General features: G+C 41.3%; 22 protein-coding genes. 15 read left to right on the forward strand and 7 right to left on the reverse strand.

The window, feature by feature from the left end:
* Positions 1–66 precede the first annotated feature (66 nt).
* The 6 genes from gyrB to dnaA form a co-directional block, all read right to left on the reverse strand.
* Positions 67–1,983 (reverse strand): DNA topoisomerase (ATP-hydrolyzing) subunit B, encoded by a 1,917-nt coding sequence (gene gyrB / locus ACFSMW_RS06890; protein WP_390354247.1) that lies wholly within the window; start codon positions 1,981–1,983, stop codon positions 67–69.
* A gap of 124 nt (positions 1,984–2,107) precedes the next feature.
* The gene (gene remB, locus ACFSMW_RS06895) at positions 2,108–2,386 is read right to left on the reverse strand and encodes an extracellular matrix regulator RemB (RefSeq protein ID WP_390354249.1); all 279 of its coding nucleotides are present in this window, start codon (positions 2,384–2,386) and stop codon (positions 2,108–2,110) included.
* 13 nt (positions 2,387–2,399) lie between these two features.
* Complete coding sequence (gene recF / locus ACFSMW_RS06900; RefSeq protein WP_390354250.1) at positions 2,400–3,512, reverse strand: DNA replication/repair protein RecF; 1,113 nt, start codon at positions 3,510–3,512, stop codon at positions 2,400–2,402.
* Positions 3,513–3,731: 219 nt separating this feature from the next.
* Entirely contained in the window at positions 3,732–3,974 is a 243-nt protein-coding gene (gene yaaA / locus ACFSMW_RS06905) for a S4 domain-containing protein YaaA (protein ID WP_390354252.1), read from the reverse strand.
* 233 nt (positions 3,975–4,207) lie between these two features.
* Complete coding sequence (dnaN, locus tag ACFSMW_RS06910; protein WP_390354253.1) at positions 4,208–5,344, reverse strand: DNA polymerase III subunit beta; 1,137 nt, start codon at positions 5,342–5,344, stop codon at positions 4,208–4,210.
* Between the two features lie 204 nt (positions 5,345–5,548).
* A complete protein-coding gene (dnaA, locus tag ACFSMW_RS06915; RefSeq protein WP_390354255.1) occupies positions 5,549–6,895 on the reverse strand; it encodes a chromosomal replication initiator protein DnaA in 1,347 nt (448 codons plus the stop codon).
* 1,030 nt (positions 6,896–7,925) lie between these two features.
* Here dnaA and rpmH point away from each other — a divergent pair.
* The 13 genes from rpmH to ACFSMW_RS06980 all read left to right on the forward strand — a co-directional run bounded on the left by rpmH (position 7,926) and on the right by ACFSMW_RS06980 (position 20,531).
* Entirely contained in the window at positions 7,926–8,060 is a 135-nt protein-coding gene (gene rpmH, locus ACFSMW_RS06920; protein WP_035724279.1) for a 50S ribosomal protein L34, read from the forward strand.
* Positions 8,061–8,219: 159 nt separating this feature from the next.
* Positions 8,220–8,561 carry a ribonuclease P protein component gene (gene rnpA, locus ACFSMW_RS06925; RefSeq protein WP_390354746.1) on the forward strand — a complete coding sequence of 114 codons (342 nt, stop codon included), beginning with the start codon at positions 8,220–8,222 and terminating at the stop codon, positions 8,559–8,561.
* A 72-nt stretch (positions 8,562–8,633) separates the two neighbouring features.
* On the forward strand, positions 8,634–9,395 hold the full coding sequence (gene spoIIIJ, locus ACFSMW_RS06930; protein WP_390354748.1) for a YidC family membrane integrase SpoIIIJ: 762 nt from the start codon (positions 8,634–8,636) through the stop codon (positions 9,393–9,395).
* The gene (gene jag, locus ACFSMW_RS06935) at positions 9,392–10,012 is read left to right on the forward strand and encodes an RNA-binding cell elongation regulator Jag/EloR (protein ID WP_390354257.1); all 621 of its coding nucleotides are present in this window, start codon (positions 9,392–9,394) and stop codon (positions 10,010–10,012) included. Before spoIIIJ ends, jag begins: the two co-directional genes overlap by 4 nt.
* A 438-nt stretch (positions 10,013–10,450) precedes the next feature.
* On the forward strand, positions 10,451–11,827 hold the full coding sequence (gene mnmE, locus ACFSMW_RS06940; protein ID WP_390354749.1) for a tRNA uridine-5-carboxymethylaminomethyl(34) synthesis GTPase MnmE: 1,377 nt from the start codon (positions 10,451–10,453) through the stop codon (positions 11,825–11,827).
* 30 nt (positions 11,828–11,857) lie between these two features.
* Complete coding sequence (gene mnmG / locus ACFSMW_RS06945) at positions 11,858–13,744, forward strand: tRNA uridine-5-carboxymethylaminomethyl(34) synthesis enzyme MnmG (RefSeq protein WP_390354259.1); 1,887 nt, start codon at positions 11,858–11,860, stop codon at positions 13,742–13,744.
* A gap of 247 nt (positions 13,745–13,991) precedes the next feature.
* Positions 13,992–14,708, forward strand: coding sequence for a 16S rRNA (guanine(527)-N(7))-methyltransferase RsmG (rsmG, locus tag ACFSMW_RS06950; protein WP_390354261.1), 717 nt, complete (start codon positions 13,992–13,994; stop codon positions 14,706–14,708).
* Between the two features lie 240 nt (positions 14,709–14,948).
* Positions 14,949–15,812: a nucleoid occlusion protein gene (noc, locus tag ACFSMW_RS06955; protein WP_390354262.1), complete on the forward strand. Its 864-nt coding sequence runs from the start codon at positions 14,949–14,951 to the stop codon at positions 15,810–15,812.
* 218 nt (positions 15,813–16,030) lie between these two features.
* Positions 16,031–16,804, forward strand: a complete 774-nt coding sequence (locus ACFSMW_RS06960) for a ParA family protein (RefSeq protein WP_390354263.1) — start codon at positions 16,031–16,033, stop codon at positions 16,802–16,804.
* The gene (locus ACFSMW_RS06965) at positions 16,785–17,621 is read left to right on the forward strand and encodes a ParB/RepB/Spo0J family partition protein (protein ID WP_390354265.1); all 837 of its coding nucleotides are present in this window, start codon (positions 16,785–16,787) and stop codon (positions 17,619–17,621) included. The genes ACFSMW_RS06960 and ACFSMW_RS06965 overlap by 20 nt, the downstream gene beginning before the upstream one ends.
* Before the next feature lie 237 nt (positions 17,622–17,858).
* On the forward strand, positions 17,859–18,599 hold the full coding sequence (locus ACFSMW_RS06970; protein WP_390354267.1) for a CPBP family intramembrane glutamic endopeptidase: 741 nt from the start codon (positions 17,859–17,861) through the stop codon (positions 18,597–18,599).
* Between the two features lie 40 nt (positions 18,600–18,639).
* The gene (locus ACFSMW_RS06975) at positions 18,640–19,791 is read left to right on the forward strand and encodes an aminotransferase class V-fold PLP-dependent enzyme (protein ID WP_390354268.1); all 1,152 of its coding nucleotides are present in this window, start codon (positions 18,640–18,642) and stop codon (positions 19,789–19,791) included.
* A 26-nt stretch (positions 19,792–19,817) separates the two neighbouring features.
* A complete protein-coding gene (locus tag ACFSMW_RS06980) occupies positions 19,818–20,531 on the forward strand; it encodes a DUF554 domain-containing protein (protein WP_390354270.1) in 714 nt (237 codons plus the stop codon).
* A 343-nt stretch (positions 20,532–20,874) separates the two neighbouring features.
* On the opposite strand, the gene yyaC is transcribed toward ACFSMW_RS06980, so the two are convergent.
* Complete coding sequence (gene yyaC, locus ACFSMW_RS06985; RefSeq protein WP_390354272.1) at positions 20,875–21,492, reverse strand: spore protease YyaC; 618 nt, start codon at positions 21,490–21,492, stop codon at positions 20,875–20,877.
* 123 nt (positions 21,493–21,615) lie between these two features.
* Between yyaC and ACFSMW_RS06990 the strand changes: the two genes are divergently transcribed.
* Positions 21,616–22,638 (forward strand): YkvI family membrane protein, encoded by a 1,023-nt coding sequence (locus ACFSMW_RS06990; protein WP_390354274.1) that lies wholly within the window; start codon positions 21,616–21,618, stop codon positions 22,636–22,638.
* 231 nt (positions 22,639–22,869) lie between these two features.
* The gene (locus ACFSMW_RS06995; RefSeq protein WP_390354276.1) at positions 22,870–23,760 is read left to right on the forward strand and encodes a mechanosensitive ion channel family protein; all 891 of its coding nucleotides are present in this window, start codon (positions 22,870–22,872) and stop codon (positions 23,758–23,760) included.
* The last annotated feature ends 17 nt before the right edge of the window (positions 23,761–23,777 follow it).

Here is a 23,777-nt window from a genome sequence, read left to right on the forward strand (position 1 = left end):
CCGGGTTTTCAAAAAGACAATCTGCATCATTTGCGTTTACCCTAGATACCATGCCGTACCAAATGTTTAAATATCCAGGTTTTTAACGTACTGGGCATTTTCCTGGATGAAATTCCTTCTCGGCTCCACTTTATCGCCCATTAGAATATCGAATACATGGTCGGCGTCGATTGCATCGACCAGTTCCACTTGCAGCAGTGTTCTGCTGTCAGGCGCCATTGTCGTTTCCCATAGCTGTTCCGCATTCATTTCACCAAGCCCCTTGTAACGCTGCAGACCCGGTTTTGGCGCTTTTGGAATCTCAGCCAGGATACGATCTAGTTCTTTGTCGTCGTATGCATAATGAACCACTTTCCCCTGCTGAACTTTATAAAGCGGCGGCTGTGCAATATATACATAGCCATATTCGATCAGCGGACGCATATAGCGGTAGAAAAATGTCAATAATAATGTCCGGATATGCGCACCATCGACATCAGCATCTGTCATAATGACAATTTTATGGTATCTTGCTTTGGAAATATCAAATTCTTCGCCGATGCCTGTGCCTAGTGCTGTAATGATGGTACGGATTTCGTTGTTGGAAAGGATCTTATCCAAACGAGCCTTTTCAACGTTCAAAATTTTACCGCGCAACGGCAAAATTGCTTGGAAGTGTCTATCACGGCCTTGCTTGGCAGATCCACCTGCAGAATCACCCTCAACAATGTATAATTCACTGATTTCTGCATTGCGTGAAGAGCAATCTGCCAATTTACCTGGAAGACTGGATACTTCCAGAGCACTTTTCCTTCTTGTCAAATCACGGGCTTTTTTGGCAGCAGCCCTTGCGCGTGATGCCATTAGACCTTTATCGACAATGATTCTGCCAACAGTTGGATTTTCAAATAAAAACTTGGAAAATGCTTCACTAAACAATGCGTCTGTGATAGTCCGGACTTCACTGTTTCCGAGTTTTGTTTTTGTCTGTCCCTCAAACTGTGGATCGGGATGTTTGATGGATACAATCGCTGTGATCCCTTCCCGGACATCATCACCTGACAGATTCGTATCATTATCTTTTAGCAGATTGCTCTTGCGGGCATAATCGTTGATGACCCTAGTCAGTGCAGTTTTAAAACCGGACTCATGTGTCCCGCCTTCATATGTGTGAATATTGTTGGCGAAAGAGTAAATGTTGCTTGTGAATCCATCATTGTATTGGACAGCGACATCGACAGTGATGCCCTCAGCGTTTCCTTCAGCAAAAAACGGCTCATGCAACACTTCTTTATTCCGGTTGATGTATGCGACATATTCGCTAATGCCGCCCTCATAATGAAATTCTTCCGGCTCTTTTCCAGAACGTTTGTCTTCAAAGGTTATACGGATACCTTTATTTAAGAATGCCAGCTCCCGTATACGTTGACTTAATGTGTCGTCATCAAAGACAGTCGTTTCTGTGAAAATGTCCGGATCAGGCTTGAAATGAGTTTTTGTTCCGGTGATGTCCGTCTCGCCAATCACTTTAATTTCGTTTTGTGGGACACCGCGCTCAAATCCTAAGAAATGAATTTTCCCGTCTCTATGCACATATACTTCCAAATTGCTGGAAAGTGCATTGACGACTGATGCACCGACACCATGCAAGCCCCCGGAAACCTTATAACCGCCTCCGCCGAATTTTCCGCCCGCATGCAACACAGTCATAATGACTTCAACAGCAGGTTTACCTGTCTTTTTCTGGATATCAACAGGAATCCCGCGTCCATTATCTGTAATAGTGACGCTATTGTCTTCTTCAATTGTGATTGTTATATGATCACAGTAGCCAGCCAGCGCTTCGTCAATACTGTTGTCGACAATTTCCCATACTAAATGGTGCAATCCACGTTCACTGGTCGACCCAATATACATTCCCGGTCTTTTACGGACTGCTTCCAGACCCTCCAAAACTTGTATTTGATCGGCGTTATATGTCTCTTGATTTAATTTTTCTTCCATGTTTTACACCTACATTTCTAATAGAGGTTGCCCAAAAAGGGGAAAATAAACTGCACACAAGGATTTGATAAAAACCTTTATACCATGTTCCTTTTCGCTCCTTCTTGCACACACACTTATATGATCATTCAAGCTCCAGGTCATCGGAATAATCTTCCACATTACTGATTGTTGAGGTAATGCTTGCCCGCTTTTTCAGGGTTGATACAGAAAGCGTGCTATAATAAATTTTTTCATCCGTGATGACAGCTGATTTACTTTGTTCCTTATTGCCAACAACCTTGTCCGAATTGCCAGCCATCATCTCTTCCGTAATCCGAGAAGATGAAATGATACTTGCATCGATGATGGTGACAATCTGATTTGCACGTATCACGTTTCCATTTCCGATATGAATAAACATCCTTCGTCTCCCTTCATGATTCGACTTTTCCGTTTGTGACGCGAAAGATTTCCGCCTGGTCGAGTGTTTCATGATGAATGCCATCAACGCTTGTTGTGGAGACAAAAGTTTGCACTTTTCCTTGGATGGTATTCAATAAATGGGACTGCCGATAATCATCAAGCTCGCTTAACACATCATCCAACAGCAAAATTGGATATTCACCAACTTCATTGGAAATGAGTTCCAGTTCTGCCAGTTTAACTGATAATGCGGTGGTTCGCTGCTGTCCCTGTGATCCGTAAACCTGTACGTCCCGGCCATTGACTTCGAAGCTGAGATCATCACGGTGCGGACCGAGCAGCGTTGTGCCTCTTTCAATCTCTTTAGCCTCAAGTTGGCGGAACTTATCCAGGTATGCTACTTCCATTTTCTCCTTCTCAGGCTCATCTAATACTTCAATAGAGGGCTGATACTTCATATCCAGTGTTTCTATGCCCCGGCTTATTCCAGAATGAATCGGCTGAGCCAAGTTTTTAAGCATGTGAAGGAATTGATACCGGCGCTCCAAAATCTCTGCTGCATGTGATACAAGCTGTTCTGTCAGTACTTGCAGCATGACTTTGTCATCTATTTGCCTGCGTTGCATCTGCTTGAGCAGATGATTGCGTTGCTTGAGGATTTTTTGGTACTGTCCAAGATGATGAATATACTTCGGCTGAATCTGGCCGAGCTCCATATCGATAAAACGTCTGCGCAATTGCGGAGCACCTTTGACAAGAGCAAGATCTTCCGGTGCGAACATGACGACATTGAGCATACCGATATAATCACTGAGACGCTTTTGTTCAATCCGGTTGAGCTTGGCCTTTTTCCCTTTGGAAGAAACAATGATTTCCATAGGGAACGATCGGCCCCGTTTATGGATACGGCCTGACACTTTGGCAAATTCCTGATCCCACTGAATCAGTTCTTTTTCATGGGCAGTACGATGGGATTTAGTAAAGGCAAGTAAGTAGATCGCTTCCATCAGGTTTGTTTTGCCTTGCGCGTTTTCCCCGATAATTACATTAATTTTATTATGGAAACTGATGTCCAAACCGGAGTAATTGCGATAATTTTTCAATTGTAGCTGTTCAATATGCATGCAAATTCCTCTTTCGTCGTACATCAGACAACACGCGAGTAGCAAAACATCCGCACAATCTTGTTATATTTTTAAGCGAATCAAAAGGAGATTGGCAAAAGGGAAATAACGGCATACTTCCCCGTGCATTAGTGAAAGAAATCATTCAGGCAAAATGTATCGAATGCCATATATGTTGCGTTTATTTTCAAACCAAAAGGGGAAATAACGTATCATACATCAGCTTTTTTTTGCAACAATATAAGTGCCGATCCCTTCAGCCTTTACGATGTCGCCAGGATAGAGTTTCCTGCCGCGCCGATGCTCGAGCTCTCCGTTGACGAACACACCTTGTTCCTGCAAGAATGACTTGACCATTCCGCCTGATTCGAGGACATTAGCCAATTTCAAAAATTGGCCAAGCGGAATAAAGTCCGTTTTAATTTCCAGTTTTTCTTCCAATTCACTCACCAAATTTTCCATTCATTATTTAAATCATCTTATATATCTATTTTACTAAAGTTTTGAGGTTTAGGAAAGGATTGACCCTTTTTTTATCAAAAACGGCTCTAAATACGCTTAAAATTAATATTTTCATTTAGGGACTGGAAATATTTTCTTTTCCACAACCTCTACTCTCCTGTGCATCCAGAACGGATTGTTGCAAAATGAAACAAAAAAACCGGCGCAAAGGCCGGCAGCCGCATTTTCGTATTTTAATATGTGCGGACTGGCAAAATGAGCTGAAGGATTTTTTCTTCATTGGTCGGACGAATAATAAATGGACGCATCGCCCCTGTAAAATCGATTTTGATATCTTCCACTTCAATAGCTTTTAATGCGTCCAGCATATATTTGGAGCTAAAGGATATTTTCAATTCTTCTCCTTCAATAGCTGTCACCGAAACTTCTTCTGTCACATTCCCGATTTCCGGAGAATTACTGGAGATTTCCAAAGAATCTTGTCCACATGTGGATAATTTGACAACATTATTCCGCTCCTCTTTTGCCAACAAGGATGCCCTGTCAATCGTATGAATCAAATCTTTCGTTTTTGCGTGAATGACAGTTTTGACCTGGTCTGGAATCAGGCGTGAAGTTTGCGGATAATTGCCATCCAGTAATCTGGATAAAAAGTTCAAATGCTTTGTCTTAAACAAGATTTGATTATTCGTCACACTAATTTCCACATTTTCTTCGCTGTCGTCAAGAATTTTGTATAATTCATTAATGCTTTTGCCTGGTATGACGATATTCGAAAACTGCATGCCAGTTGCTTCGACAGGAAGGTCCTTAGAAGCGAGACGATGACTGTCTGTTGCTGTGAAATTTAAATTATTATTTTCTAACGTGACATTCACACCAGTCAAAATCGGGCGGGTTTCCATTGTGGAAACTGCGAAACTGGTTTGCTTGATCATCGTTTTTAAAAGTGCAATAGGCATATCAAAACTTTGATCTGTTTGTACAATAGGCAGTTGTGGATATTCTTCTGCATCTTGGCCATTTAGATTGAACTCTGCTCTACCAGAACGGATGGTAACTTTCATATTGTCATCCGCTTCAAATGCAACTTTGTTTTCCGGAAGTTTTCGGACGATGTCCGGAAAATAGCGTGCATGAAGTACGATGGAACCAGGTTCTATGTCTTCTACATAAACATTTCCATCCGATTCCGCTGGTATATAGGATTCTATCGATATATCAGAATCACTACCTGTCAGCAGGATGCCGTGTTCCCTGGCTTCAATTTTCATACCAGTAAGGATCGGTATAGCTGTACGGGAAGAGATTGCTTTCATTACATCCTGCACGCTTGAAATAAGTAAGGATTGTTCAATCGTGAATTTCATTTTTGGTTCCTCCTATTGGCTGAAAAGTTCAGACGCTGATCATACATATATATTTATTATTTTTATAAAAATATAGTAATACAAGTAATAAGGGCTGTTGATTTGTGGATATATGACAATAACCTTTGCTGACACAGTTATCCCCATGTTGATAAACTGTTTATAAGTTGGAATTGTTATCCAGCCTATTCACAAGGGTTGAACTTAAAGAGATTTTATTTGTTCTCTTAAATCATCAATTTCTTTTTGAAATAAAGTGTCAGCGTCTATCATTTTAGCTATTTTTTCATGTGCGTGAATGACTGTCGTATGATCACGTCCGCCAAATTCTTCACCTATTTTCGGCAGGGAATTATCCGTCATTTCTCTGGAAAGATACATTGCGATCTGACGTGGAAATGCAATGGATTTCGTCCGTTTTTTGGCAATGAAGTCATCCATCCGGATTTGATAGTTCTGTCCGACAACTTCCATGATTTTTTTGATGGTGATGACATTCGGCCGATTGCTTGGAATGATGTCTTTTAATGCGTCCGCTGCCAAGGCTGCATCAATGTCCTGATTGACAAGTGATGAATATGCGACCACACGAATCAGTGCGCCTTCGAGTTCACGTATGTTTGTGTCGATTTGGTTTGCAATATAAAGCATGACCTCATTCGGGATGTCAAGTCCTTCAGATTTCGCTTTTTTATTTAATATAGCAATTCTTGTCTCCAAATCAGGCGGGGTGATGTCCGTGATTAACCCCCACTCAAATCGGGAACGCAGCCGATCCTCCAAAGTTGGTATTTCCTTAGGCGGCCGGTCACTTGAAATGATAATCTGTTTATTTTCTTCATGCAGTGCATTAAATGTGTGAAAAAATTCCTCTTGTGTCGATTCCTTTCCGGCAATGAACTGAATATCATCAATCAGCAAAATATCGACGCTGCGGTATTTATTGCGAAAGTTTGTCGTTTTATTTTCCATGATGGCATTGATAAATTCATTGGTGAATTTCTCTGATGTCAGGTAGACTACCTTGGCATTGGGATTATGATCTCGGACATAATGGCCGATAGCATGCATCAAATGAGTTTTTCCCAATCCAACTCCGCCATAAATGAATAACGGGTTATAGGCCTTGGCTGGTGCTTCAGCGACAGCTAAGGATGCTGCATGGGCAAAGCGATTGCCGGATCCGATGACAAAGGAATCAAATACATATTTTGGATTCAGCATGGTTTTTTGCAGCTCTTGAATATCTTCAGCCGGCTTTTCCTTTTTTTCGACAGGTTTGATATGTTCGCTTTCGGCCTGGGAATCAGGAATGATGAACTTGATTGTCAGCTTGGACCCGGTTATTTCTTCCACAATATCCGCGATTAATTGCGTGTACTGTTCTTCCAGCCAATCCCTGGCAAACTCATTCGGGGCGGATATGACCAATGTTTTTCCTTCAAGTGTGGCGGCCTGGGTATTCTTCAGCCAGGTATCAAAACTTGGTTTGCTGACTTTTTCCTGTATCTTTTCTAGAGCGATTGCCCAAAGCTCATCAATATTTTCCAAAGGGGAGTCCACTCCTTTCTACTAATTTTAAATGACTGCATGAAGCGTATTTTTTTTGGCAGAATTCACCCATTATCAACTGCTTGGCAGTAGGAACATTGCAACTATGGATTTCACTGCAGGCTTGCTGAATGATAGGTTTTCCAGCATAGAGCGGCAGAACATCATCCGCGATTTGTACAAGCCAAACTGAGGCATTCCCCGCGATCATATAATTGGGAAATGCTGTATTTTCTTGGATGAAATGACAAAAATATCGCATCATCCGAAGAAAATAGCATATGAATAAAAAAGATGCGAGTGATGCATTTTTCGGTTTATATGCAGGGATTATGCGAGTGTTAAATAAGTGGATCTTGCATAAAACGATAGCAATTATCGATTTGCCAGTCCATCGAATATTTATTTAAGGACTTGTGGATGGAAATAACGATTGCAACAAAGATCGTACCGGTTATAAGCATTGTACACACGCTTGTTGATAACTCGGCTAACAATACTGTGAACAAATGTCCACAGATTATCCACAGATTGTGCATAAGTTCATAAGCAATTATTTTTATTCACAAGTTAAAACACAATAATCATACCAAAAAAAAATAGATAGTGCAATGGCTTTTAGACACTTATCCACATGTTCCGACAACTGTAGACAAAATCAGTCCACAAGCGTGTATATTGTGGTTATCTTGTCGATAATTGTTGCAGAGTATAAAATGGGCCATTCAATTGTTTCACATAGTGGTGTGGATAAAAAATATCCTTTCTAGTAATAGATTTTTGGTAGTATTATTAGGGAGAGACTGAACTGTTATACATCAGTTTGCCATAAGCATGTGGTGATAAGTTAGTAACAAGATGCAATGGAAAATGATACGGAGAAACAAAGGTTTGAATATGGTTATAGAATAAAAATGCTTTTCTAGTTGTTATTGACAGATTGCAGGTATGTTGAGTATAATTACAAAGACTGTCTAGAGATTTTTAATCTGGAATCGATTCAGATCCCTCAGGGAGGTGCAAAAATAGAATGAAAAGAACATTTCAGCCAAACAACCGCAAAAGAAAAAAGGTTCATGGTTTTCGTGCACGTATGAGCACTAAGAATGGTCGTAAAGTGTTGGCTCGCCGACGTCAAAAAGGAAGAAAAGTATTATCAGCATAGACCACTGCATATTTGTCAGTGGTTTTTTTTCTATGGAAGAAAAACTGCTAAGGGGTACAAGTCTCCTTTGAAAGTGTCTTCCATGGGTATACATAAGCTGAAGCGTGGATGCAGCATCAGCAGCATGAGAATTGGACAGGCAGATGTAAGGTGATGGCATTGAAGAAAGCATATCGAGTAAAAGATAATCGGGATTTTCAAAAGATATTCAAAAAGAGGAATTCGTTCGCCAACAGACAGTTGGTCATTTACCATGTAGAAAAACCGGAGCAGAAGCACTTTCGTGTAGGTTTGTCTGTTGGAAAAAAAATCGGCAATGCCGTTACCCGCAATCGCATCAAAAGATATTTACGGCAGGCGTTTCTGGAGTTGGAAGAGCAAATCAGACCTGAAATCGACATGATTATCATTGCGCGTCAGCCAACGAAAGATATGGGATTGCAAGAAATGAAAAAGAGTCTGGTGCATTTATTGAAAAAACAGCAATTGCTGAAAAGATGAAGGTGCCTTTGATTTCGCATATACCAAATCACTGCTTCATGAGAATGGGGGAAAAGCGACTTGCGTAAAAAAATGTTATTGAGTTTGGGATTGATTGGTTTGATTTTTTTCTTAAGCGGATGTACGTCGTACAATGAGCCGATCAATGCTGAAAGCACAGGGATATGGAGTAAATATTTTGTTTATCCATTATCGCTGACGATCACATATTTCGCGAAAGTGCTTGGAAACAGCTATGGATTAGGAATTATAATCGTCACTTTTATTATCCGTTTAATTTTATTGCCGCTTAATATCAAGCAATTAAAAAGCTCACAGGCTATGCAGGAAGTTCAGCCTGAACTGAAGAAATTGCAGCAAAAATATAGTTCCAAGGATGCCAATACACAACGTAAATTGCAGGAAGAAACGATGGCCTTATTCCAAAAACATGGTGTCAACCCGCTGTCTGGTTGTCTTCCAGTACTAGTTCAGATGCCATTTTTGATTGCTATTTATCACGCTATCATGCGTACAACGGCTATCAAAGAACAGAGCTTTTTATGGTTTCAGCTTGGACAGCCGGATCCTTATTTCATCTTGCCAATCATTGCGGCTGCTGCAACCTTCCTGCAGCAGAAATTAATGATGGCAGGAAGTGCAGCGGGACAAAACCCGCAGATGGCGGTCATGATGTATATGATGCCGATCATGATCGGTGTGTTTGCTCTTTTCTTTCCATCCGCACTTCCGCTATACTGGATTGTAGGTAACGTTTTCATGATTGCACAAGCTTTACTCATCCGTAAGCCAAAGATCACAGAAAATGCGAATCCGGGAGGTAGCAAAAAGTGAGGCAAATAACTGCCAGCGGACAATCAGTCGAAGAAGCGGTCCTATCAGCGTTAGCGCAGTTGAACACATCAAAGGACCAAGTCGAAATTGAAATTATTGATGAAGGCAGGAAAGGACTTTTGGGTGTATTTGGCACCAAACCAGCTGTTGTTAAAGTGACGGTTGCCAAGAATGTCATTCAGGAAGCAGAACGTTTCATCAAGGATATTGCCGATAAGATGGGAATTGATGTAGAAATTGCAACTGATGTCAATGAAAACCAGGTCACTTTTGATCTGCAGGGAGAAAAAATCGCCTTGCTGATAGGAAAACGCGGACAAACATTGAACGCCTTGCAATATTTGGTTCAGTTATATGTAAACAAGGAAAAGAAAAAGTATTATTCTGTGATGCTCGATGCCCAAGGCTATAGGCAGCGCAGGCAAGAAACGTTAGAAATACTTGCAGCACGCATGGCTGAAAAATCTGTGCGCAACAAAACAAAAGTGGCGTTGGAGCCAATGCCGGCTTTTGAGCGCAAGATCATTCATACTGCTTTACAGCGTGATGATCGCGTTTCCACATACTCTGACAGCGTAGATCCGCATCGCCATATTGTCATTGTGGCTAAAGGATAAATGAAAAGAAATGCTAAGTCCTGGATTTTCCAGGGCTTTTTTTGTGCGGGCATGCATCCAAACTGGTGTCTCTCATCATGGATGTTTGCAAAAGAAAGTGGCAGCTTGCTTTAATGAATGCATTTACTTGCTGGAATAAATGGAAGATGAAGTGTCTGCCGACTTGTCCACATGTGCATAACTTGATAATATAGCGAGCGGTACATCTTAAGGATTTTATTGTGGACAAGTTTATTTTTATAATGATTTATGGTATTCTATTATGTTAGTGATGTTTTTAGCGGATGGAGAAGTATCATGATCTTTTTTTTGCTGCAAAAACACAGCTATGGCATATACGGATAGGAATGAGCATATGCCAAGGTTCCAATGAAAAACAAGACTAAACTTGATATAGATGAAAGAGAAATGAGCAGGATAGGAGGTGCCAGTATGGCGATGGAGATGGACACGATTGCAGCGATATCTACTCCAGTTGGCGAAGGTGCTATTTCAATTGTGCGTTTGAGTGGTAAGGATGCTATCCATATAGCTGCGGGTATTTTTGAGGGGAGAGATTTATCTTCTGTTTCGTCTCATACCATTCATTACGGGAAAATTTTGGATCCGCAAACAGAAGAAATTGCGGAAGAAGTGATGGTTTCTGTGATGAAAGCACCCAAAACATTCACCAGAGAAGATATTGTCGAAATCAATTGTCATGGCGGATTAGTTTCTGTCAATCGCGTGTTGGAAATTGTCTTGGCAATGGGTGCCCGGATTGCAGAACCAGGTGAATTCACAAAACGTGCATTTTTAAATGGACGAATTGATTTATCCCAGGCAGAGGCAGTCATGGATTTAATCCGGGCAAAAACGGACAAGGCGATGAATGTCGCTTTAAAACAAATGGATGGACGTTTGTCGCGTATGATTGAAAAGTACCGTCAAAGCTTGTTGGAAACCATTGCACATGTCGAGGTGAATATTGATTACCCTGAATATGATGATGTGGAAGAAATGTCTCATGATATGATGCGAGAAAAAACAAAGCAGGTGCATACAGAATTAGAGGAATTATTACAGGTTGCAAAACAGGGGAAAATCTTGCGTGAAGGCCTGTCTACAGCCATCATAGGTCGACCAAATGTGGGAAAATCCTCCCTTATGAACACATTGGTCCAAGAAAACAAAGCGATTGTGACGGAAATTCCAGGTACGACTCGTGATATTATCGAAGAATACGTCAATGTCCGCGGTGTGCCGCTGAGACTTGTCGATACGGCGGGTATTCGCGACACAGAGGATATTGTCGAAAAAATTGGTGTCGAACGCTCTCGTCAGGTACTAAAAGAAGCTGATTTGATATTATTCGTTCTGAATTACAATGAGGAATTGACTGCAGAAGATATCCAGCTCTTTGAAGCAATTGCAGGTCTGGAATTCATCATTATTGTCAATAAAACGGATTTGGATAGAAAGCTGGATTTGCAAAAAGTAACACAATTGGCAGAAGGAAAGCCGGTTATCACTACTTCTCTCGTTGCAGAAAAAGGTGTTGACGAACTTGAAAATGCAATTGCAGAAACTTTCTTTTCCGGTGATTTAGACCAAGGAGATCTGACATACGTTTCCAATATCCGCCATATTCAATTATTAAAAAAGGCGAAGCAGTCATTAGAGGACGCCATGGCAGCTTTAGAAATGAATATGCCTTTGGATCTGGTACAAATAGATGTAACACGAACTTGGGAGTTTTTAGGCGAAATAATCGGAGATACAGCGAGTGACAGCTTGATCGATCAATTATTTTCCCAATTCTGCCTAGGAAAATAATAAGCTTTTAAATAGAAAGGATGATAAACAATGGTGTATGATGCAGGTCATTATGATGTCATTGTAATCGGAGCCGGTCATGCCGGTTGTGAGGCAGCGCTTGCTTCAGCGGGTATGGGCGCGAAAACCTTAATGTTGTCATTGAATTTGGATATGGTCGCATTCATGCCGTGCAATCCGTCGATCGGTGGTCCTGCGAAAGGGATCGTCGTCCGTGAAGTAGATGCGCTTGGCGGGGTGATGGCAAAGGTAATAGATAAGACTTATATACAAATGCGTATGCTTAACACTGGAAAAGGTCCTGCTGTCCAGGCGTTGAGGGCACAGGCTGATAAACCGATGTATATTAAAGAAATGAAGCAAATTCTGGAAAATGAAAAGAACATCACGCTCAGACAGGGCATGGTGAATGAATTGATTGTAGAAGATGGTATTTGTAAAGGAGTCGTTACGGAAACGAATGCTGCTTACCATGCAAAAACGGTCATCATCACAACAGGCACATTCATGCGTGGAAAAGTGCTGATGGGCGATTTGGAATATGAGAGCGGACCGAATAACCAGCGTGCTTCCATTAAATTATCAGAAAACCTGGAGAAACTTGGATTTGAATTGACACGTTTCAAAACGGGTACACCGCCGCGGGTCAATGGCCACACTATCGACTATTCCAAAACGGAAATCCAGCCTGGGGATGACAATCCGCGTGCGTTCTCTTATGAAACAGTCGATTTCATCACAGATCAAATTCCGTGCTGGCTTACGTATACTAACGAGGGAACCCACGGTATCATAAATGAAAACTTGACGCTATCTTCCATGTACTCGGGTGCCAAAAGGGGCACGGGACCACGATATTGTCCATCTATTGAAGATAAAGTTGTCCGTTTCCATGACAAACCGCGTCACCAGATTTTTCTGGAACCAGAGGGCCGGGATACGGAGGAAGTTTATGTGCAGGGATTGTCAACGTCCATGCCTGAATCTGTACAGCATAAAATGGTGAAATCTGTCGCTGGATTGGAACATGCAGAAATCATGCGCCCGGGTTATGCCATTGAATATGACGCCATCGTACCGACTCAATTATGGCCGACACTGGAAACAAAAACGGTTTCTGGTTTGTATACCGCAGGTCAGATTAATGGTACATCCGGCTATGAAGAAGCGGCAGCTCAAGGAATTATGGCGGGAATCAACGCAGCATGCAAGGTGCTTGGCAAAGAACCAGTCATCCTTGACCGCTCTCAGGCTTATATCGGTGTGCTGATTGATGATTTAGTCACAAAAGGTACGCAGGAACCATATCGTTTATTGACATCACGCGCAGAATATCGTCTGCTTTTGCGTCACGATAACGCCGATTGGCGTTTAAGCGAGCTGGGACATGAATTAGGTTTGATTTCTGACGAACGTTACAATAAGTTCTTGCAGAAAAAAGAACAGGTGGAGGCTGAAATTAAACATTTGCGCAAAATAACGGTTAAACCGACAGAAGAAGTGCAAAATATGTTGAAAGAAGTACATGGCTCTCCATTAAAAGAGGCTGTAAAAGCAGCCGACTTGCTGAAAAGGCCAGAAGTGCATATTGGACAGCTCAGCCGGATTGTCCCGCTATCGGAAGTATTGTCTGATGATGTGAAAGAACAGGTTGAAATTCATATCAAATATGAAGGTTATATTAAGAAGGCAAGTGATCAAGTCGAACGTATGCTGAAAATGGAAGACAAAAAAATCCCTGAGAATATCGATTATGATGATATTAGCGGTATTGCAACAGAAGCTAAAGAAAAACTGAAGAAAGTACGTCCGTTATCTGTCGGCCAGGCTTCCCGTATTTCCGGTGTAAATCCTTCCGATATATCCATCTTGCTTGTTTACATCGAGCATGGTAAGATTGCAAAAGTCGCCAATTGACAAGGAAAGCACAAGTGCGCTGAACTAAGCTTCGTTTATTTGCTTAAGCTTGTAGGATTTCCTTGCACTCGCAGGTTCCATATCTGTTAGTGAGAGGATGGTATAGGCTTTTAAATTATATGATTGCAGAAGGTTTTTACGGGCTGTGTGCATTTTGCAGTACACAGCCCGTCCTTTTTAAATATGTCTTTAAAAGTTTAATCAGAAACTTGCGAATCAATTATTATCTTGGATGAGGAGAAAAGCTATGACCCCCATACAATTTGCTGACCAGCTATATGAAAAAGGCATTACATTGAATAAGGAGCAGCTTGAACAATTTGCCGCGTACTATCGAATCTTAGTCGAGTGGAACGAAAAAATGAATTTAACAGCGATCACTGCTGTTGAAGAGGTCTATTTAAAACATTTTTATGATTCGATCACAGCAGCTCTTTATGCGGACTTCAGTCGTCCAGCACGTATTTGTGATGTTGGAGCTGGCGCTGGTTTTCCAAGTATTCCTTTAAAAATTTGTTTTCCGGAGCTTCAAGTCACCATTGTGGATTCATTAAAAAAAAGAATAGGGTTCTTGAATCATTTATCAATGGAATTAGGTTTGAGCGGAGTAGCATTTTATCATGACCGCGCTGAAAACTTTGGGAAAAAAGCGGATTTCAGAGAGAAATTTGATATTGTTACAGCGAGGGCAGTTGCAAGAATGTCTGTGTTGAGCGAACTATGCCTCCCTTTATGTAAAAAAGGCGGTATATTCATTGCGATGAAGGGTGCTCAGGCCAACGAAGAATTGCAGGAAGGGAAAACTGCAATCGAGGTATGCGGCGGAGAAATACAGGATGTGCATCATTTTCATTTGCCAAATGAAAATAGCGAGCGCAGCATCATGCTGATTGAAAAAAAACGAAAGACGCCCAAAAAATATCCCCGGAAAGCCGGCACACCAAATAAAGATCCGATTGTGTAAACCGTATCAAGTTGGCATGCTGCCACAGGAATAACATATCTTTATCTATTTAAATATGATAAAATGAAGTTAGCTGACTAGTATCGGCGTTGTGTAAATGGTAGAATAAGTATACTTGTGACGATGCTTACAAGTTACAAATTGTTCCACGTGGAACATTGTGATTTTTTTACGTACTATTTCTCGAATAGTCTTTACATATACAGCATGCACATTGTTTTTAAAAAGGTGGTGTCAAGTGTGTTGCAACCTTTTAATCGTATTTTTGGATTAGGGGATAAAGGAGAGCCGGAAAAAATGGAAGAGGACTATCGTCCTGATGAAGTTGTTCAATTGCCGGTCGAAGAAATCCAACCCAACCAATATCAGCCAAGGGCGCTTTTTAATGAAGAAAAAATTGCCGAACTTGCGCAGACAATCAATACGCATGGTATCATCCAACCGATTGTGGTCAGAAGAATGGAAGACCAGGAGCATGGCTATGAATTGATTGCTGGAGAGCGTCGCTGGCGTGCCGTTCAATTGCTGGAGTGGAAAGAAATCCCCGCAATCATCAGAGAAATGTCTGACACACAAACGGCGTCGGTTGCACTAATAGAAAACTTGCAGCGTGAAGAGCTGACTGTGATTGAAGAGGCGACAGCATATGCCAAATTGCTGGAGCTGCATCAATTGACACAAGAAGCACTTGCTCAGCGTCTGGGCAAAAACCAATCCACGATTGCAAACAAACTCCGGTTATTGAAACTGCCGGAGCCTGTTCAGGAAGCATTGCTTCAAAAACAGATTACAGAACGTCACGCAAGAGCGTTGATCAAGCTCAAGGACGTTGAAAAGCAAGTGAAGCTGCTGGAAATGATTTTGGAAAATGATTTGAATGTTAAACAGACAGAAGAAAAAATCACCCAGCTCAATGAGCCGAAAGAGAAAAAGATAAAGAAGAAACCGCGGTTGAAAGGTGTTAATAAAGATATCAGAATTGCAATGAACACCATTCGACAATCATTAAATATGGTTTCCGATACTGGAATTGAAGTGGAAGCAGATGAACAGGATATGGACGACTACTATCAATTCACAATAAAAATACCAAAAAAGAAATAATCTAATTTATATTATTGCCTAATGCCCTGTCTGATCGAGGACGGGGCTTGTTTTATGGCAATATATAAATTGATTTACGCTCTCATAACCAGAATTATTTTTTTCAATAAGAATATTATTCGGTTTTGGGCTAAAAAAAATGATATGATAATAGATATACAGATTGGTTTCAATCAATCTAATAAATCTTCGCAGATATTTAACAGGCAGGTGTAACCATGGGAAAGATCATTTCCATTGCAAATCAAAAGGGCGGCGTAGGTAAAACAACGTCATCCGTTAATTTAAGCGCAAGTCTTGCCCATTCGGGAAAAAAGGTATTGTTGGTTGATACGGACCCGCAGGGAAATGCGACCAGCGGCCTTGGCATCAATAAAGGTGATGTCAACCAGTGTATCTACAATATTCTTGTTGAAGATGCGACTGCCGCCGATGCGCTTGTCACTACAAATACACATAATCTTGACATCATACCGGCAACAATCCAGCTTGCCGGAGCAGAAATTGAATTGGTACCGACGATTTCCAGAGAAATTCGTCTGAAAAAAGCATTAGATGAAGTAAAGGATGTATACGATTATATTATCATTGACTGTCCGCCGTCGCTCGGATTACTTACAATCAATGCGTTGACAGCTTCAGATACAGTTATCATTCCAGTGCAGTGTGAATACTATGCGCTGGAAGGTCTCAGCCAGCTACTCAACACGATCCGCCTCGTGCAGAAGCACTTAAATAAGCAGCTGATGATTGAAGGTGTCCTGCTGACGATGTTGGATGCGAGGACAAACCTTGGTATTCAAGTCATTGAAGAGGTAAAAAAATACTTTCAAGATAAAGTGTACCGTTCCGTCATTCCGAGAAATGTACGGTTGGGAGAAGCGCCAAGCCATGGCCAGCCAATCATCACCTACGATCCAAAGTCGCGCGGAGCAGAAGTTTATCTTGAACTGGCGAAGGAAGTGATGGAAAATGACACGAAGGTTAGGTAAAGGTCTCGAAGCATTTTTTCCTGATATGGAGATCAGTGAAAATGATGTCTTGAAAGAAATCCCAGTGAAAGAATGCCGGGTCAATCCGTACCAGCCAAGGAAAACATTCCATGCTGATGCCATTGAGGAATTAAAAGAATCTATTCTTGAATATGGCATCATTCAGCCATTGATCGTACGTAAAAGTATCAAAGGCTATGAAATTGTGGTGGGAGAAAGGCGTTTTCGTGCTGCGAAAGAAGCTGGCTTAGAAACGATTCCTGCCATCATCAAAGAACTGACAGATGAAAGAATGATGGAGCTTGCTTTGCTGGAAAATTTGCAAAGAGAAGATTTGACACCGATTGAAGAAGCACAAGCTTACTCCAAATTGATTGAAGAACTGAAAATCACTCAAGATGTCTTGTCTAACCGAATTGGAAAAAGCCGCTCGCATATCGCGAATCTGATGCGATTGCTTTTGCTGCCGGAACAAGTGGTTGCATGCATCAATAACGGTGAGCTCTCCATGGGACATGGACGAGCTTTACTTGGCTTAAAAAATAAACAGAACATGATACCACTTGTCAATAAAATACGTAAAGAGCATTTGAATGTCAGACAGGTAGAGAAATTAATCATGCAGATGAATGAGAAAAAGCCTGTACAGAAACAAAAGCCAAAAAAAGATGTATTTCTGCAAGAACAAGAAACCGTGTTGCGTGATAAATTTGGCACAGCTGTTTCCATTCAACGTGGTAAAAGAAAAGGAAAAATAGAAATCGAATTTTATTCTACAGAAGATTTGAACAGGATACTGGAAGCAATGGGGGAATAGCAACAGCTAAGAATTCTGGTGAAATCTATACAAATCGCATAATGAGAGGAAGCCAAGTCAAAAACTGGCTTCCATTTTTAATAGACTCTGTCAGTGTAAGCACAAAATTTCAAACCTCAAAAGCTATACAAACTAAATTGATCTTCATTTGAATGGTAGCAAGCGTGCATGGCTATTATTCATTTCTTCGACAATTGAGAGAAACTGAACCTCCTGCGAGTACGTGAAGTTCCATCAGTGGAAAATCATGCGGGTTATATGGAAGGAGCGGGATTAATGGTCTTTTTAAGTGTGTTTTTTGTGTTGATTATCGCAGGTTATCCTTTATGGGATCACTTTTACATGAAAAAGGTGAATGCCGGAACTGTAAAAAAAAGCCGTATGTATGTAGAAATCATGCTGGTGCAATGGATAGCACTTTTGGTTGTTTGGGCATATTGGCTGATAATAGGAAGGGACTTTCATATATGGTTTGTTTTTGACCAGCCTATAGTGGATTTTGGCCCCTCATTTTGGATACCCTTCTGCTTAGGGGTGATTATCGTCATTGGTATGATTGTTGGTCTCTCTCTTTTCTCAAAGAAACGAAATACATACAAAAAAAGTCATCCGATTCAAACTGGCGAAATCGAATTTTTATTTCCTAGTTCACCTACAGAACGTTTGCTATTCTTTTTTGTAGCTGTCACAGCTGGAATTTGTGAAGAAATCATTTTCAGGGGCGTATTTTATTTTTATCTAAGCAATCTCCCTTTCAGTCTTACCGTATGGGAGATTGGCATCATTTCAAGCACATTGTTTGGGCTCGTGCATCTTTATCAAGGATGGAAAGGTGTTCTGGCTACAGCCTATGTGGGAGCTGTGCTGTATGCAATTTTCACAATTACAGGTTATTTATGGCCCGCAATCGTCTTTCATATCCTTCTTGACGTCAAATTAATATTTTTACCTGGGAAAAAGGAAGAACAAAGGGCATAACTTGTTAAGAAAATAGTTTTAAAAGAGGAGATGTGTCCAAGTGATTTATTTTGATCAAGCTGCAACGAGCTACCCGAAGCCTCCTGAAGTAATTCACGCAGTCACAAATCAAATGACTGGACTTGGTGCCAATCCAGGGCGGGGAAATTATAAAATGGCGAATAACAGTGCTGAGCTAGTACAAAAAACACGTGAAAAGGCTGCTGTTCTGTTTGGCTGCTCAGATCCTAAGAAGGTAATTTTTTGTCAAAATGCAACAATGGCACTGAATACAGCTATTCAAGGTTTCCCTTGGAAAGCAGGAGATCATGTCATTACGACAGATGTGGAGCATAATTCTATTCGACGGCCACTCCATTATATCAGCAAAACAAGGGACGTTTCACTAACAGCCATTTCTTGGGAGAACCAAAAGGATAGATTTCTGGAACATATCAGAAATGCGATCAGGCCACAAACAAAAATGCTTGCAGTAACACATGCCTCCAATGTAACAGGCGCTATATTGCCACTGCCTGAACTGCTTCATATCGCAAAAGAATTTCAGCTGACAATGCTTGTCGATGCATCACAAACGGCAGGACATATGCCAATCACGATGCAAGAAGGCATTCATATGCTTGCTATGCCTGGCCACAAAGGGTTGCTTGGTCCGCAGGGGACAGGAATGCTTTTCCTTGAAGGGAATATAAATTTGCAGCCTTTGATGTATGGTGGGACCGGTGTTCATTCTTTGGAGGATCTCCAACCAAAACAGCTTCCAGAACGATTGGAGAGTGGAACATTGAATATGCCAGGCATTGCTGGTCTGTCTGCGGCATTAGATTTGTTGAAAATACGTGAAAAAGAAAATGTTCCACGTGAAACATTGTTGATAAAGCGGCTGCTGGAAGGCTTGAAACAGATTAACCATGTTGAATTATATGGCCCGAATCCTAAGGAACCGAGAATGCCAATTGTGGCTTTCAATATAGCTGACGCACCATCACAGGAAATAGCGATGATACTGGATTCCCATTATCAGATCGCTGTGCGTGCAGGGCTCCACTGCAGTCCGGATGCACATGAAGCAGTGGGAACTTTGGAACAGGGGATGGTTCGCGCAAGCTTGGGATACTATAATACAGAAGAAGAAGTGGATCAGTTTATCAGTGCCATAGCAGAAATAGCTGCGGCATATCAGAATTTGTAACAACATCGAAGTGCGAGGTAATGTTAATGGTTTTATTAGGTACATTGGTAGATGGCGCTGGTATTATAGTTGGAAGTACATTAGGATTGTTTCTAACGAAAATTCCCGAGAGATTCAAGGAAACTGTCATGCATGGCATAGGGTTGACTATCATTTTGATTGGCTTGCAGATGGCACTGACTACTAATATGTTGGTCATTGTCTTATTAAGTCTGCTTTCCGGAGCGATCATTGGAGAATTTTGTCAACTGGAAGAGAAATTGAACGGACTGGGGAATTGGATTGGCAGTAAATTCACTACGCCGCAAGGGACGGGTATTAGTGTTTCGCAAGGGTTTGTTACTGCATCACTTATTTTTGTCATTGGTGCGATGGGGATTGTAGGCGCTTTGGACAGTGGTTTGCGCGGAGATCACAGTGTATTGATTACCAAAGGAATCATAGATGGATTTACTGCACTGGTCCTGACTTCAACATTGGGATATGGTGTGCTTTTTTCCGTTATCCCAGTTGTTTTATATCAAGGTGTCATCGCATTGCTGGCTACGCAAATCAATCGGCTTGTACCGCAGACATTTTTGGATGGAATGATTGTACAGTTAACTGCAGTAGGCGGCTTACTGATTTTAGCTATTGGCCTGAATATCCTGAAACTGACAAAAATACGGATTGGCAATCTATTGCCGGCAATCGTCACTGTTATCATCATTTTTTATGTCAATCAAATATGGGCAGGATAAGGAGGCTTCCCAGCAATCTGAAATTCTGAAATCATGTTTAAAAATGAGGTCATCCATTATCCGATGGCCTCATTTTTATATACTATTTCTTAATGGTTCATTTCTATATCAGTGGCTTTAATATACGTCATTATCGGAAGTAAAGATAATCAAGCCAGCTGTGCGTAGGCAGCTTCAAAAAAACTGATAGTTAACCAAAAAACCAAAAGCAAGATTGGAAATTAGTTGAATGCTACACGTACAGACTGAATTTCTTTATCTGTTTTACTCTGCAAAAATTGCGTGAATATAGCGTGTTGAAATGAAGCATTTACCAATGAGTAAAGCAAAGATAAAAGATGGCTTATATCATCGTTTTTCTGCGTGCCGGTATGATAATTGCCGGGCGGAAGGTTTGATAAGACATTTGTTCATCTAATCCGTGTAAAATGCTGGCAATCTGTTTTGCCATATCAACCACGATGGACAGACGCGTGTTTTGCAGGACAGCATGCTCCATGAATCCGCCGACATTGACGACCCCGGTAATATGCAAATTACCAATCTCAGGAAGCGGCTTATTTAATGCGGCACCCGGTTTAATGGCTCCGGTTCCGGTAATTAATTGGCCGATGGAATCCTTTTTGCCAAGACAAGCATCTACTGCGATCATATAGGGGTCACGGTGGAATTTTCGTATATCACTGAGCCGGTCATGCAAATTTGTCGCATGGATGGGGTTATCAAGTGTACCATATACAGTCATATGTCTCATTTTCATCTCTGAAAGATAAGTGCCGACAAGTGGACCAAGTGCATCACCGGTAGAACGGTCCGTTCCGATACAGGCGACGACGTAATCCTGTGGGGAAACAGGTGTCCAGGAAATAATTTTCTCCAGTATCGTTTCTCTTGCATGCGGGCTGTTATATAGTAATCGCAGACTATCTTGGTTATTTTTAAAACGGTTCATCAGATTCATAGCTTATCCTCCGCAATCATATTGATATTAGTATACGGATTGCTGTTTCTTTTTATACATGGCAGCTCGACGGCAATCAAAAATTTATTGATGGGTTTCGAATACATTGCAGGAGGAAATGGAATGCTGAGATCGGCTATGAAATGGATGTTTTTGATCATCGGAACAACTATTGGTGCAGGATATGCTTCCGGAAGAGAGTTATGGGAGTTTTTCGGTCATGAAAGTGGACTGGCAATCGTTCTCTTCGTCATTTTTTTCTCTATTTCCATATATGCTATCATGCATGTAAGTTATCAATACCAGTCTACAGAATATCGGCCTGTCCTAAAGGAGATTGTAGGAAAAAAGCTTGCCGGTATATATGATGCCATGATCTTTATTTATCTCTATACTACAACAGTAGTGATGATTTCAGGCAGCGGTGCGACTGGACAAGCGTTTAATCTATCCTATTGGTGGGGTATAGGTATTATGGTCGTTGTGCTGATTGTTTTGTTTGCCAAAGGGATTGGCGGGCTGCTGGCAGTGAATGAACTCATTTTACCGGTGCTCTTGATAGGACTTGTATTTGTATTGCTGCGTTTTACATTCGATCAGGATTTACAGTTATTTTCCCATTGGCATGAACAGCGCAACTGGATGGCTGCTTTCCCGTTCACAGCGTTGAATGTCCTGCCATTAATTGCTGTAGTTGGGGCGATCGGAAATAAAATCAGCTCTAAACAAGAAATTTGGATTGCCAGTATCGGCAGTGGCGTAATTCTTGGAGTTGTATCGTATCTCTATAATAATAGTTTAATCCAGATTGCAGATGAACTGTTGGTGTATGAAATTCCTTTGTTTGCCATCTTGAAACATTACTCTTTCAAGATGCTTGTTTTCATGTCATTCATGTTGTGGTTTGCCATTTTTACCACCGCAGCAGCAGGGGTTCTCGGAATTGTAAGCCGTATAAAAAGTTATTTCAATCTGCCGCTTTGGCTATTGGTAACATTGCTGCTCATATCCATGCTTCCCTTGACACTGGTGGGGTTTTCCAGCTTGATCAGCTTCACTTATCCGTTATACGGCATATTGAATCTATATGTGCTGACACGTCTTTTACTCTTTCCGGTATGGCGCAGCAGCAAAAATGAAAAATGATGCCGTAAAAGAGTATCATAATACTTTATAGATATGAACGATTATATACCCGACCTTTACAAGAGAGCAACGTGTAAAGCAGGAGGATGCAGGGCCCGTAAATTCCTGATTTGTTCAATAATATATAATAGAGACGAGTGAAAAACCTTATTGAAAGAAGTTTCTCTTTATATCGTTTCGGGAATGTTGTAAAATCTAAACAATAGTTGTTGGTGTACTGGAGGTTTTAGTTTGGAAAAGGAAGTAAATAAATTATGGGACTTTTTCGCAGCGCCTGAATTATGGATATCACTTGGTCGTGGCGCATTGAAAATCGTAATTATTATCGTCCTGGCATCTGTCGTTGTAAAAATAACTAAAAATGTTGTCGACAGGTCCTTTGGAAAGCGTCATAAAGCGATTGTGCGCATTTCAGAACGCCGGGAAGCGACAATGAAAAAATTAATCAAAAACGTTGTTGCATATGTCGTTTATTTCACAGCCATCCTCATGGTGTTACAAGTATTCACCATTAACATTGGCGCACTTTTAGCGGGTGCAGGTGTCGCTGGTCTGGCTATCGGGTTTGGTGCACAGAATCTTGTCCGTGATATCATTTCCGGTTTCTTTATCATCTTTGAAGACCAATTTTCCGTTGGAGATTATGTGAATGTGTCCGGAGTGGAAGGCACTGTGGAAGAAATCGGATTACGGACGACAAAAGTCCTTAGCTGGACAGGGGAAATCAACGTCATCCCGAATGGAAATATCACCCAGGTCATCAATTATTCCGTTCATAATGGACTGGCTGTAGTCGACATCAATGTACCGTACGAAGCCGATGTGTTTAAGGCAGAAAAAGTGATTGAGGAAATCGTTGCGTCATTGCCGGATAAATATGAGGAAATCATCAGTGTCCCAAGCATCATCGGTGTACAGACACTAGAGGACTCCTATTTTGTCATCCGCGTGACTGCGGAAACTTTGCCGGTCTATCAATGGGCTGGAGCACGTATGATCCGCAAGGAAGTCAAGCAGGGCTTGTATAATGCGGGTATCGATATCCCTTCACCGCGTGTTGTTTTGTATTCCAGGGAAGCTGATGGCGTAGGGATGATCAATAAACACGAAAGGGATCGTTAAGGTAAAGGAGAAGCGAA

The sequence above is a fragment of the Tigheibacillus halophilus genome (assembly GCF_042683165.1).
Classification (GTDB): domain Bacteria; phylum Bacillota; class Bacilli; order Bacillales; family Amphibacillaceae; genus Tigheibacillus; species Tigheibacillus halophilus.

Coding starts and splice junctions, on each gene's coding strand:
- ACFSMW_RS06960 (WP_390354263.1), top strand. CDS start 16,031: ATGGGAAAGATCATTTCCATTGCAAATCAAAAGGGCGGCGTAGGTAAA.
- ACFSMW_RS06990 (WP_390354274.1), top strand. CDS start 21,616: ATGCTGAGATCGGCTATGAAATGGATGTTTTTGATCATCGGAACAACT.
- yaaA (WP_390354252.1), bottom strand. CDS start 3,974: ATGGAAAATTTGGTGAGTGAATTGGAAGAAAAACTGGAAATTAAAACG.
- ACFSMW_RS06980 (WP_390354270.1), top strand. CDS start 19,818: ATGGTTTTATTAGGTACATTGGTAGATGGCGCTGGTATTATAGTTGGA.
- spoIIIJ (WP_390354748.1), top strand. CDS start 8,634: ATGTTATTGAGTTTGGGATTGATTGGTTTGATTTTTTTCTTAAGCGGA.
- dnaN (WP_390354253.1), bottom strand. CDS start 5,344: ATGAAATTCACGATTGAACAATCCTTACTTATTTCAAGCGTGCAGGAT.
- remB (WP_390354249.1), bottom strand. CDS start 2,386: ATGTTTATTCATATCGGAAATGGAAACGTGATACGTGCAAATCAGATT.
- mnmE (WP_390354749.1), top strand. CDS start 10,451: ATGGAGATGGACACGATTGCAGCGATATCTACTCCAGTTGGCGAAGGT.
- recF (WP_390354250.1), bottom strand. CDS start 3,512: ATGCATATTGAACAGCTACAATTGAAAAATTATCGCAATTACTCCGGT.
- ACFSMW_RS06965 (WP_390354265.1), top strand. CDS start 16,785: ATGACACGAAGGTTAGGTAAAGGTCTCGAAGCATTTTTTCCTGATATG.
- gyrB (WP_390354247.1), bottom strand. CDS start 1,983: ATGGAAGAAAAATTAAATCAAGAGACATATAACGCCGATCAAATACAA.
- rsmG (WP_390354261.1), top strand. CDS start 13,992: ATGACCCCCATACAATTTGCTGACCAGCTATATGAAAAAGGCATTACA.
- mnmG (WP_390354259.1), top strand. CDS start 11,858: ATGGTGTATGATGCAGGTCATTATGATGTCATTGTAATCGGAGCCGGT.
- yyaC (WP_390354272.1), bottom strand. CDS start 21,492: ATGAATCTGATGAACCGTTTTAAAAATAACCAAGATAGTCTGCGATTA.
- rpmH (WP_035724279.1), top strand. CDS start 7,926: ATGAAAAGAACATTTCAGCCAAACAACCGCAAAAGAAAAAAGGTTCAT.